This is a genomic window from Paenibacillus sp. 598K (assembly GCF_003851045.1).
Classification (GTDB): domain Bacteria; phylum Bacillota; class Bacilli; order Paenibacillales; family Paenibacillaceae; genus Paenibacillus_D.
In genome coordinates, this window is the sequence record NZ_BFBX01000113.1 from 1 (window position 1) to 11,658 (window position 11,658).

Consider the following 11,658-nt stretch of genomic DNA (forward strand, 5'->3'; position numbering starts at 1 on the left):
GACGGCCTTGGCGGTCAGTCGAGCCCATCCTCGGCCGCAGTTCGCCGCCCGAGGCGCTCCACTCGATCTGCGCGCCGGGCATCAGTGCGCCGGACGCGTCGAGCGCCCGCAGCAGCAGCTCCGTGCGGCCGCCGGGGGTCAACTTCGTCGAGCCGGCAGACAGCGCCAGCGTTGTCGGCAGCGGCGTATCGCCGAACGCTAGACCGGCTGTGGGGCTCACCGATACGGTATCGACGCTCGTCTCGATGCGGAAGCGATCGGCGGCGTAGTACCCGGCCGATGGGCCCGACTGGTTCGCCCGTCCGCTCTGCCAGCCGCAGCAGACCGTCCGGCTCACCCCGGTCGCCGAGGCGCTCCGCGCCGCCTGCCGCAGGAAGCGGTGGCGCTCTCGCGGCGACATCAGCCGCGCATAGAGCGGATAGACCGCGCCGTACACATTGGCCTTGACCTGCATATCGTCCTCTCTCGCCGCGAGTTCTACCGCCCTGGCGGCCAAAGTAGCCGCTAGCCCTGTATCTCCGGCTGTCCAGAGCAACAGGCCCGCATAGCCGGCGTATGCTTCGATCGCTGCCCCGCCAGTCCTGCCGCTGCGGGCCGACAGCCGGACAGCATGCGCTAGCAGCCAAGCGAGCAGTCGCTGATCGGTGAAGCTGGCTGCCGCTGCTGTAGCCATCAACACCTCGATGATCCACGTCTCCTCGTCTGGACCTTCCATCCCCACGCCTGTAGCCGTTCGCTCGGCTCTCTTACTCTCCTCGACAGCGACGACAAGCTCGGCGATATCCGTATCGTCTCCCGGACTGTCTGCGGTCCGAGCTTCCTCAACAGAGACGCCCAGCTCTGCGAGCAACTCGAGGCCGCGATCGATCGCCGCTGCCCGGCGACCGGCGTAGGCATGCTGCCGCATCTCCACAACGAACAGACGCGCCCGCTCGCCAGCGTTGCGAGCCTCCCGCCGCAGCTGCTCGGCGAGTCTCGCAGCCTCGCCGGGCGAGCCGGCGATGTGCTCCATCGCCAAGCGCGCCAGCGCGGCTTCATAGCATTCGGCATGCGAGCCGCTCGCATGCAGCAGTTGCTCCGCGAACCGCAGATAGCCCAGAGCCGCGCCATAGTCGCATCGCCCGACCGCTTCGTCACCAGCCTGACGATTCCATGCAGCGAGCTGTCCCGCGTCTGGCAGGCCCTCGTCGCCCATGCATGCATGGAGATGACGGATCAGCGCCCTCAGCCGCTCCCCGACCGGACGCTCCGGGCTGGTCCGCAGCAGCCAGTCGGCGACAGCGAGCTGTCTTCTCATCGCCTCCTTGCTCAATGGCCCGAGACGCAGCGTCTCCAGTTGACCGGACATCTCCTCCCACGCACTCTCCACCGCCTTTGGGACTGGCGCTCCAGCCTGCAGCGACTCCGTTCTGGTCACGATGAGCAGCAGACCCGGCGGGCGGGGCGAACGGAGCAGCAAGGCCAGCCAACGCAGCAATATCGGGTCGGCGAGGTGCAGATCGTCGAAGCCGAGCGTCAGCGGGATCGGCGAATCGCTGAGCGCTCGCAGCAGCCGCAGCAGTTGCGCCTCCAATTGACTGCGCGCCGACGCCCCCGCCGGCAGATACTGCCGGCTATCGCTGCGAGCTTCCCCCAGCAGTACCGCGAGCTCAGGCAGCAATCCGGCGAGCTGACGTTCTCCTGACCCGAGCGCTCGTCGCAGCTTGCGCCGATGACCTCTCAGCGACTGCTCTTTGGCCATCAGCAACTGCTGCAGCAGCGGGCGCAGCGCTCGCAGGAGCGGCCCGTATGGCGTCTCTCGGGCCACGCAGCGCACCGCCACAAACCTGGACTCCCCTTGCAACCGGCGACGCAGCTCCCCGAGCAGCGATGTTTTGCCGCTTCCTCGCTCACCGCGAATAGCCAGACCTCGCGTCTCGCCAAGCCGACAGCTGCGCCACGCCTCCAGGAGACGCTCCAGCTCGCGCTCGCGGCCAGCCAGGCCAAGCGGCATATCCATGACTGGACCTCTGTCCATAGCCTTCCCCTCTTCTCCCTAGGGCGTGTTTGCATTAAAAAAAGCCCCGTCCAGACAAAGGTCTGGACCGAGGCGGTCAGTTTACTGCTTGAGCAAAGCCTGGAATTCGCTGCGAAGCGCGGCGCTTGTCCGAAATTCGCCGCGAACGGCCGAGGTCACGGTTTTGCTGCCGTATTTTTTGACGCCGCGCGCGCACATGCACAGATGCTCGCCCTCGACGACGACCATGACGCCATGCGGCTGCAGAACCTCGTCCATAATGTCCGCGATCTGCGACGTGATGCGCTCTTGCACCTGCAAGCGCCGAGTGATCGCGTCCACCAGCCGAGCCAGCTTGCTCAGCCCGGCGATCTTGCCGCTCGGGATGTAGCCGATATGGGCTCGTCCGAAGAATGGAGCCATATGATGCTCGCATTGGCTGTAATAGACGATATCCTTGACGATGACGAGCTCCTCGTGCCGCTCGTCGAAGGTGACGCCCAGCACATCCCGGGGGTCCACTCCGTAACCCGCGAAGATTTCCTCATACATGCGGGTCACTCGCGCCGGCGTCTCGAGCAAGCCTTCGCGTTCGACATCTTCGCCGACCAGCTTCAGTATTTCCTTTACATGCTGCTCGATCTTCTCGCGATTCGCCGCCACCATCTCATTCGTGTAGTCTTTTTTGCCTGCCAAGTGATCCCCCCGCTTTCCTTTTTCGTCCTTGCTCGACTCTATGATCTACGGCGACCGCCAGGCCGCGGCTGGTTTTTCATCATGCTTTGCGCCTTTTGCAGCTGCTGTTTATTCATGTTGTAGCCCATTTGCTTGGCCATTTTTTGCAGCATCTCCGGATCGCTCTGCATCTTCTCCAGTTGCTTGCGCAGGTAGAAGACGCCGATGAAAAATCCGCCCGCCAAGCCGACGATCAAGGTAATGATCGGTATTACGATATCCCAAGCCGACATGAAGTTTCTCACCTTTCCTCTTTCGAAGTTGATCAACGCCTATCATACCATGTTACTCCCGGCCAATGCCACCGTAAATCGGGATTTTTGCCATGGCTTTCGCTGCCGCTGCTACATAGTTCTGGTCCCTATGATCCATACTAGCAGATAACCATAATTACCCCCAGGAGGTGAACGCTATGGCGAGGACAGCGCATGCAGCAGCATCTCAGCAAGATGAGCCCATACCGGCCGACGCCCAAGCTACGATCGAGTGCGTCACCGCAAGACTTGGCGAGAGCACCGATCTCGTATCCAAGCGCTTCCTCGCCATGCGCGCCTGGCCTGCCGGCATCCTTTATATTGAAGGGATGATCGATACGCAGCTGCTCCATCAGTCGATTCTGGAGTCGCTGCTGCGAGACGATTTGCCGGACCTGGAGGACTGGGAGTTTCCCGAGGACCCGTTAACGTACATCAAAAACGAAGTTTTGGTGGCGGGCGATATTCAGACCATCGACAAGATGGCGGATCTGTTCGATTTTCTGTTGGCCGGCTGCGTAATCCTGCAGCTGGATGGCTCACCCCATGCAATCGCGATTCATGCCGTCGGCTGGGAGGACCGCAACGTATCGGAGCCACAATCCCAATCGGTCGTTCGCGGACCGATGGAGGGCTTTACCGAAAATCTGCGGACCAACACGACGCTCATCCGCCGCAAGATCCGCTCGCCCGAGCTCTGGCTAGAGACGACGCCGATCGGCCGGGTGACCAAGACCAATGTCGGGGTGATGTACATTAAAGGGCTGGCCCCCGAGCACATACTGGATGAAGTGAAACGACGCCTTAATGCGATTGATATCGACAGCGTACTGGAGAGCGGCTACATCGAGGAGTTTATCCAGGATACCGCGAAGACGCCGTTTCCTACGCTGTACAACAGCGAGCGGCCAGATACGATTGCCGCCGGCCTGCTGGAGGGACGGATCGCGATTTTGGTTGACGGTACGCCCTTCGTCTTGCTAGTGCCTGCGCTGTTCAACCACTTTTTTCAGTCGGCAGAGGACTATTATCAGCGTTCGGATATTAGCACGCTGCTTCGGATGGTCCGTTATTTATGCTTTTTTATCGCTATCCTTGCCCCCTCCTTCTACATTGCGATCACGACCTATCACCAAGAGATGCTGCCGACAGGACTGCTGATCAATCTTGCCGCGCAGCGGGAGGGCGTCCCTTTCCCTGCCTTTATTGAGGCAGTGTTGATGGAGCTGACGTATGAAATTCTGAGGGAGGCTGGCGTCCGCATCCCGCGGACGGTCGGTCAGGCGGTATCAATCGTCGGCACGCTTGTCGTCGGTCAGGCTGCCGTTGAGGCGGGCGTCGTCTCGGCGGCGATGGTCATCATCGTATCGATCACGGCGATATCCAGCTATGTCATCCCGGAGAACGGCATGTCGATTGCTGCCCGGATGCTTCGGTTTCTGCTGATGGGACTTGCGGCGGCTTTTGGCTTTTACGGCGTGTTGATCTGCACGTTGTTTATTATTGTGCATCTGTGCAGCCTGCGTTCGTTTGGAGTGGCTTATATGAGTCCTTACGCTCCCTTCGAGTCCTCCGACATGAAGGATACGTTGTTCCGCGTGCCTTGGCCTCATATGCGCAGACGCCCGCTGTCGGCAGGCGGCACAGGCAGCCAGCGGCTCAAGCCGCCCGATAGACAGACCTAGACGGAGGGGTCGGTATGAACTTCAGACGTTTACTAACCATGTTGTGGCTCCTGGCTGCGCTGTCGGTCATCACCGGATGCTGGGACCGCAAGGAGCTTAACGAGATTGGCATCGTACTGGCGATGGCTGTCGATCTCGAGCCCGGCATAGGGTACAAGGTATCCTGCCAGATCGTCGTCCCCTCAGAGGTGGCTTCCAACTCGGACAAGAGTACGACTACCTCGGTTACGCTCGTCAAAGCGACAGCGCCTACGATTCATGAAGCGTTGTACAAAATGACGTTGAGCAGCCCGCGGCTGAGCTATATGTCCCATATCCGCTTACTCGTATTCAGCGAGGAGCTGGCCAGGAAGGGGATTGCCGAGGTGCTGGAAGCGCTCATCCGCGATCCCGGCTTCAGGCCGGATTACTTTCTCACGATTGCTCGCGGCTCCTCTGCAGAGGAGGTGCTGACGATCCTTACCCCGCTGGAGAGCATACCGGCCAACAGCTTGTATTATTCGCTCCGCAACTCGGTTGATGTCTGGGCTCCCACCATCGAGGCTTATGCCGATACGACGGTGGAGAAGATGGTAGCTAGCGGCATCGAGGCTGTGATGACAGGCGTAGAGATCCATGGGGACCGGGACGCCGGCGGCTCCAAAAAAAATCTCGCCAGCATCCGTCCGAAAGCATCTCTTCAATTCACAGGAATGGCCGTGCTCAAAAAGGATCGCTTGGTCGGCTGGATGGACGAAGCAGAAAGCAAAGGCTACAACTATATCGAAGGCAATGTGAGAAATACGATTGGGCATCTCGATTGTCCGTACGGAGAAGGAGAAGTGACGCTGCTGCTGCTGCGCTCCGACTCGGATGTGAAGCCGAGGTTGGTGGGCGGAGAGCCGGAGTTTGACGTGAAGCTGAGAGTCGTCCAAACCATATATGGAGATTCCTGCAAAAGCGCGCTTAACACCGAATACGCGATCCGCCAGCTTGAGCAGAAAGCCAATGAAAGACTGGCTCACATTATGAAGGACTCCGTTGATGCAGCCAAAACCAGGCTAAAAGCCGACATCTTCGGATTTGGCAGAGCTTTTTACCGCAAGTACCCGACCGAATGGAAAAAAATCGGCATGCATTGGAATGAAAAATTTGCTGAGGTTAAAATCAATTACTTTGTCGAGTCGCAAATTCGCCGCATCGGCTCGCTCGACAATACCATTACGAAACAAATGAAGGAAGAGATGCCCGAATGATTATAACCATTGTGTACAGCACCATCATCCTTGCAATCACAATCCTACACAGCTGGATTTTGATACGCAAGCGCCTGTATCGCGAGCTGGCCGTGTTTGGTTTATTGATGATTCCGGGTACAATATTTGGGTATTTGGCAGCTCATCTCACTATGATCGAAGACCCGCTTTTTTTTCTGAAGTGGATTTACCGGCCGTTCAACGACCTGTTCTCCACATTTTTCCCTTCCTAACATATTAGCAGCAACAGGAGGAGGAGCATTGCCCATGCTGGAATTCGGTAAAATTACGATTCGCCAAGTTTCCGTGTTGATCTACCTGGCCTTGATCGGAGACATGATCATCATCCTGCCCCCTATGGCGGCCGGTTACGCCGAGCAAGACGGCTGGATTATCGCCTTGTTATGTATTCCTTTGGGGATGCTCCTCATTTGGATCCATCTCAAGCTGCATGCCCGCTACCCCAACGAGACGATCGTCCAGATCAGCCAACGGCTGCTTGGCCGCTGGCTTGGCGGCTCCGTCAGTATAGCTTACCTGGCATTCTTCATTATAGCCGGCGCTATTTATGTCCGCGAGGTCGGCGATTTTTTGACTACCCAGTTGTTCGCAAACACGCCGATGCGTTATGTGCATTTGCTATTTATTCTGGCCATTCTGTGGGCGATCTGGCACGGTCTTGAGGTCATCGCCCGCAGCGCCGAGCTGCTGCTGCCGCTATTTGTTTTTATTTTTATCATCCTTGTCCTCTGTCTGATTCCACAGATGGAGCTGCCCCGATTGATGCCTGTATTGGGAGAGGACCATTTTTCCATCCTTCGCGGGACGATGCTGACCACCTTCTACCCCTTTGGCGAGATGATCGTCTTCATGATGATCTACCCTTTCGTGGAGCATCGGCCCCATATGAAGCGCGACGTGCTGCTTGCATCCATGCTGGCAGGCTTGACCTTGTTTCTGGTCGTCCTGATGGCATTGACCGTATTGGGCGTCTTTTTTACCAAGCACAACATTTACGCCACCTACATCTTGACCCAGAAGATCAATATTGGCGGATTCCTGCAGCGTATCGAAGCACTGATGGCCGCAGCCTGGGTCATTACAACCTTTATCAAAGCTTGCATCTTCTCGTATGCCTTCGCGCTAGGGATCGCCCAGTTATTCAAGCTCCGCACGATGAGACCGCTCTATATGCCGACAGCGCTGCTGCTGTTCGGTCTGGCGCTGATCTCCGCCAGCGATGTGATCTACTATATCGTCACGATCGTACCCTACTGGATCGACTGGAACATCACGTACTCTCTCATGTTCCCCCTGCTGCTGCTGACCGTCCATACGATACGCAATCGCAATAAAAGCGCTCTGCCCGGATGATGTCCTCATCAAGGTCAGAGCGCTTCAGGTTACAAGCTCCAGCTGTGCCACTGCTTCGTCGATCATCGTGCTCGCCGTCTCGTCCGTCTCCCGCTCGCCGGCTCGGCGCAGCGGCTCAAGCGCTGCCCGGTCTCCGATCCGGGCCAGCGACCAGGCCGCAGTCCCGCGGAGCTCGGGCCTCGGGTCCTGCTCGAGCACCGCGATCAGATCGGGGATCGCCGAGCGCTCCTTGAAGTTGCCGAGCGCGATCACCGCGTTGCGCTGAATCGGCTTGCGTCCCCGCCACGCCGAGGCGCTGTTGCCGTAGCGCTCGCGGAACGCCTTGTTGCCGATCGTCAGCAAGGGCACCAGCAGCGGCTTGACATGCTCCACCTCAGGCTGCAGCTCCTCGTGCTGGGTCCAGTTTTTGCCGCGATTGACCGGACAGACGATCTGGCAGGTGTCGCAGCCATACAGTCGGTTGCCGATCTTGCGCATCAGCTCGTCCGAGACGAAGCCTTTGGTCTGGGTGACGAACGAGACACAACGCTTGGCGTCGAGCTGGCCCGGTCCGACGAGCGCGCCAGTCGGGCAGGCATCGATGCAGCGCGTGCACTCGCCGCATTGGTCGGTTATGGGCGTATCGGGAGGGAGCGGCAGGTTCGTGATGATCTCGCCCAGATAGATCCACGATCCGAGCTCTGGCGAGATGATCGCACAGTTTTTGCCACTCCAGCCGATGCCGGCGCGCTCGGCTACCGCGCGATCGACGAGTGCTCCAGTGTCCACCATGCTCTCCGCACGCAGCTCGGGCACTCGCTCCCGCAGCCACGCCTCCAGCCGCCCCATCCGGTTGCGCAGCACCTGATGATAATCCGTCCCCCAAGCGGATCGGGAGAGGATCCCCCGGCGCGCGCCTGGCTCGGACTTGGGCGGGTCGGGGAGCTTGGACGGGTAGGCGATCGCGATCGAGAGGATCGATCTCGGTTGATCGAACAACAGCGACGGGTCCGTCCGCTCATCCAGATCAGGATGCTCGAAGCCCGACTCCCGACCCAGCTCTCGATGCCGCAGCAGCACGTCCTTCAGCGCCGTGAACGGCTCGGATGAGGCGACACCCAGTCTATCGATACCCAGCTCAGGCAGAGCTGCCAGCAATTCGTTTTTTAGCGCGGCGTAGTCGCGCTTCGTTGCTTCCATGACTGCACCACGCCTTTCTGCCTCGCTCACGTCCGAGACGAAGCCGTCATAGCTTGTGGATGCGGGTGATCGGCCACAGGATCAGATCCGCTCGGCCCTTGATCGCCCGCTCGGGTACGGTGCCGAAGGAGCGGCTGTCGCGGCTTGCTCGTGCATGACGATTGTCCCCCATGACGAAGTATTGTCCTGCCTCTACCACTACGGGAGCCATATCCGGTCCATCAATCTCGACATCGGTATACCGCTCGACGATCAGCTCGCCATTGCGATAGAGCTGATGGTCGCGGATCTCGATCATGTCGCCTGGCAGACCGATGATCCGCTTCACCAGATAGTCGGTGGCGCGGGGCGGAGATTCCGGGTCCTCCAGGATGACGACGTCCTCATGCGAGGGACTGCCGGTCAGATAGACCAGCTTGTTGACGAACAGCCATTCCTTCTCCACCAGCGTCGGCTCCATCGACTGCCCCTCGACAGTCGAGAGGTTGAAGACGAAAAAATGCAGCAGCAGCACGATAATAAGCGCCACCGCGATCGTCTTGCCCCACTCCAGCAGCTCCCGCAACCAGCGCGAAGCCGGTTGTCTCCGCTTCGCCCGGCGACCGCCAGCCTGCTGCGCAGGTCCTTCCGGCGACATCTGTGATCCGTCCATCCTACACCTCGTTAGTTTTCGTTATAGGCCTGTTTCCATGCATGGTAGTAATCATAGACTATTGTATCATTGAAGGGCGCTCTGGCGCACGCGATCCGCTCCTTGAGCCTGAGCAGACCTTCGTCCACCTTGCGGATCACCTGCCTGCTGTAGCGGTAGGTCGCCTTGTGCTGCTCATATTCATCCCGGTCGACCTCGAAGACGGAGCCGTCGGCCAGCTTGATCACATCCAGATCATAATCAATATAGGTGAGCACGTCCTGCGCCAGATACGGCGGCGATGCGACATTGCAGTAATAGCGGACCCCGGTCTCCTCCAGCAGCGCCACGACATTATACCACTCCCCCGGTACAAAAAAGGACACTGCCGGGACGCGGCTCGTCCAGATCTTGCCGCTCGCCTCCTGAATCGGCGTATGCTCATTGATCAATACCAGCATCCCTTCAGCGGCATGCTCGGGATGCAGGAGCGAGGCCGGCAAGCGCAGATTGTTCATCCACATGCGGTGCAGCCGCCCGTCGTGCTTGAAGCTTTTGATAATGCATCGGCGAAAGGTTTCCATCCAGCGCTCCCTGAGTTCGACTTGATGCTGCACGGGCAATTCAAGAAAAGCACATCCCGCCGCCAAGTGCAGATGGCGACAGAACATGCTTGTTCGACGTAACTATGCCATTCGCCAGCTAGCCGGCGACGATGCTTAGCTTCTGGAAAGACCTCATAAAATCCTTGGCCGCGAATCCCATCGATTCATAAAGAGACAAGATTGGTTCGTTGTACTCGTCCGCTGTAATCATAATCTTCGACACGCCACGCTGTTCGAAACGTTGGCGCAAGCCTTGAATCAACGATTTGCCGATGCCTTGACGTTGATAGTCCGGGTTAACCGCAATACGATAGTAATATCCCTTATTATTGTCAATCGTGCCAATAATCATGCCTACAATGTCGTTATCCTTGCTGGCGACCAGGACCAATTCGCTATCCCAGGAAAGCTGACGCGCAAATGCTTCCATAGTCTGTTCGTAACACGCTTCAGTTAATGAAAGCTCCAGAAGACGGGTTAACGGACGGTAATCAGACAATTGAAAAGAACGAACATGCATGTATGAGATTCTCCCTCTTCATCGCAGCCGGTACCCGAGGGCGGCAGCTTCTGTTTGTATCTTGTTAATAATACGACAAATCTCTACGAAATTCCTGCTTTCACCTTAAAAAAATCTTAAAATACCGCATGCAAATCAAGGAAATGACAGCGAGCGTATATTTTCCGCTGATTTGCCAGATCTTATAAAGGGTAATAACTTGCAGTCGTGCCTTCTTTGCGCCAGCTACTTTAACAACATACATGTTGATTTATTCCGATGAATGAGGGATAATAAAGGAGATTGGACGACTACATATCTATTATTTTGGGAGGTAATACGATTATGGCTCATGAATTGCCAGCACTGCCTTATGCCAACAACGCACTGGAACCTCACATCGACGAGACGACCATGACCATCCATCATGACCGTCACCACAACACATACGTGACTAACCTCAACGCTGCTCTGGAATCCGCTCCCGAGCTGCAAAGCAAGTCTGTCGAGGACTTGATCGCAGACCTGAACAGCGTGCCTGAGAGCATCCGCACCGCTGTTCGCAACAACGGCGGCGGTCATGCCAACCACAGCCTGTTCTGGGAGACGATCGGCCCGAACGCTGGCGGCGCGCCATCCGGCAAGCTGGCCGAAGCGATCGACAGCGAGCTCGGCGGTCTGGACAAGTTCAAGGAAGACTTCGCAAAAGCGGCTACAACCCGTTTCGGCAGCGGCTGGGCTTGGCTGGCGCTCTCCAAGGACGGCAAGCTGAAAGTATACAGCCTGCCTAACCAAGACAGCCCGATCATGGAAGGCGACACGCCGCTGCTTGGTCTGGACGTCTGGGAGCATGCTTACTACCTCAAGTACCAAAACAAACGCCCGGACTACATCGGCGCTTTCTGGAACGTCGTCAACTGGGAAGCTGTCGGCAAGCGTTACGAAGCAGCGCTGTAAACCGACGCTTGATATATGGATAACGAACCGCCCGCAGATGTCTGCGGGCGGTTTTTTACATTGGTTGTTGTTATTGTCCGAGGCCGCGCTGCGTCCAGTAGGCCCGCAGGATGCGGAGGAATACATTGGGAAAAGCCAGCTCCTCCATCTCTTCCGGTCCGATCCAGCGGTAACCGTCCGGCAGCTTGTCCTCTCCTGTCGCCTCATAGACGCCGCGAGTCTCGGCCACCAGGCCGTCCGAATGCTGCTCCTGCTCGGTCAAGACAAACCCGTAATCGGCCAGGTATACCTGCACATCCCAGACGATATGGCTAAAGATATGATCTGCCGCCATCCACCAGCCGCGCGGCCGGATGAGCACACCACTCTCGCCTGCGAGCTGGCGGGTCAGAAGCTCCATCTGCGCCGCCTGTTCCGGTCTCGGCTGAGCAGTTGACTCAGCCTCGGCTCCCTGCGCCAGACCCGCGGCCGCCTCTGAGTCGGCTGCGGCTGCCGTCCAGGCCCAGCC

General features: G+C 58.2%; 12 protein-coding genes and 1 pseudogene. 5 read left to right on the top strand and 8 right to left on the bottom strand.

Annotation, left to right across the window (positions count from 1 at the left end):
* From PA598K_RS27595 to PA598K_RS27605, 3 genes are all read right to left on the bottom strand, one after another.
* On the bottom strand, positions 1-2,017 hold a 2,017-nt coding region (locus tag PA598K_RS27595; protein ID WP_148092001.1), incomplete at its 3' end, for an AAA family ATPase.
* 81 nt (positions 2,018-2,098) lie between these two features.
* The gene (gene folE / locus PA598K_RS27600) at positions 2,099-2,692 is read right to left on the bottom strand and encodes a GTP cyclohydrolase I FolE (RefSeq protein WP_128660026.1); all 594 of its coding nucleotides are present in this window, start codon (positions 2,690-2,692) and stop codon (positions 2,099-2,101) included.
* 38 nt (positions 2,693-2,730) lie between these two features.
* Positions 2,731-2,964: a YneF family protein gene (locus PA598K_RS27605; protein ID WP_128660027.1), complete on the bottom strand. Its 234-nt coding sequence runs from the start codon at positions 2,962-2,964 to the stop codon at positions 2,731-2,733.
* A gap of 179 nt (positions 2,965-3,143) precedes the next feature.
* On the opposite strand from PA598K_RS27605, the gene PA598K_RS27610 reads away from it, so the two are divergent.
* Genes PA598K_RS27610 through PA598K_RS27625 form a run of 4 tightly spaced genes read left to right on the top strand, consistent with a single transcriptional unit; the run spans position 3,144 to position 7,279 of the window.
* Entirely contained in the window at positions 3,144-4,670 is a 1,527-nt protein-coding gene (locus tag PA598K_RS27610; protein ID WP_128660028.1) for a spore germination protein, read from the top strand.
* A 14-nt stretch (positions 4,671-4,684) separates the two neighbouring features.
* A complete protein-coding gene (locus tag PA598K_RS27615) occupies positions 4,685-5,905 on the top strand; it encodes a Ger(x)C family spore germination protein (protein ID WP_128660029.1) in 1,221 nt (406 codons plus the stop codon).
* On the top strand, positions 5,902-6,138 hold the full coding sequence (locus tag PA598K_RS27620; RefSeq protein WP_128660030.1) for a hypothetical protein: 237 nt from the start codon (positions 5,902-5,904) through the stop codon (positions 6,136-6,138). The genes PA598K_RS27615 and PA598K_RS27620 overlap by 4 nt, the downstream gene beginning before the upstream one ends.
* Positions 6,139-6,172: 34 nt before the next feature.
* Positions 6,173-7,279, top strand: coding sequence for a GerAB/ArcD/ProY family transporter (locus PA598K_RS27625; protein ID WP_128660031.1), 1,107 nt, complete (start codon positions 6,173-6,175; stop codon positions 7,277-7,279).
* Positions 7,280-7,303: 24 nt separating this feature from the next.
* Here the strand turns inward: PA598K_RS27625 and queG are convergent, their stop codons facing one another.
* From queG to PA598K_RS27645, 4 genes are all read right to left on the bottom strand, one after another.
* Positions 7,304-8,458 (bottom strand): tRNA epoxyqueuosine(34) reductase QueG, encoded by a 1,155-nt coding sequence (queG, locus tag PA598K_RS27630; protein ID WP_128660032.1) that lies wholly within the window; start codon positions 8,456-8,458, stop codon positions 7,304-7,306.
* A gap of 46 nt (positions 8,459-8,504) precedes the next feature.
* Positions 8,505-9,110, bottom strand: a complete 606-nt coding sequence (lepB, locus tag PA598K_RS27635) for a signal peptidase I (RefSeq protein WP_260405645.1) — start codon at positions 9,108-9,110, stop codon at positions 8,505-8,507.
* Between the two features lie 11 nt (positions 9,111-9,121).
* Positions 9,122-9,673: a DUF402 domain-containing protein gene (locus PA598K_RS27640; protein ID WP_128660033.1), complete on the bottom strand. Its 552-nt coding sequence runs from the start codon at positions 9,671-9,673 to the stop codon at positions 9,122-9,124.
* Positions 9,674-9,791: 118 nt separating this feature from the next.
* Positions 9,792-10,214, bottom strand: a complete 423-nt coding sequence (locus PA598K_RS27645; RefSeq protein ID WP_128660034.1) for a GNAT family N-acetyltransferase — start codon at positions 10,212-10,214, stop codon at positions 9,792-9,794.
* A gap of 324 nt (positions 10,215-10,538) precedes the next feature.
* Here PA598K_RS27645 and PA598K_RS27650 point away from each other — a divergent pair, with 324 nt between their 5' ends.
* The gene (locus PA598K_RS27650) at positions 10,539-11,150 is read left to right on the top strand and encodes a superoxide dismutase (RefSeq protein WP_128660035.1); all 612 of its coding nucleotides are present in this window, start codon (positions 10,539-10,541) and stop codon (positions 11,148-11,150) included.
* Positions 11,151-11,220: 70 nt separating this feature from the next.
* On the opposite strand, the pseudogene PA598K_RS36615 reads toward PA598K_RS27650, so the two are convergent.
* Positions 11,221-11,658: pseudogene (locus PA598K_RS36615) on the bottom strand (A/G-specific adenine glycosylase); the annotation flags it as partial.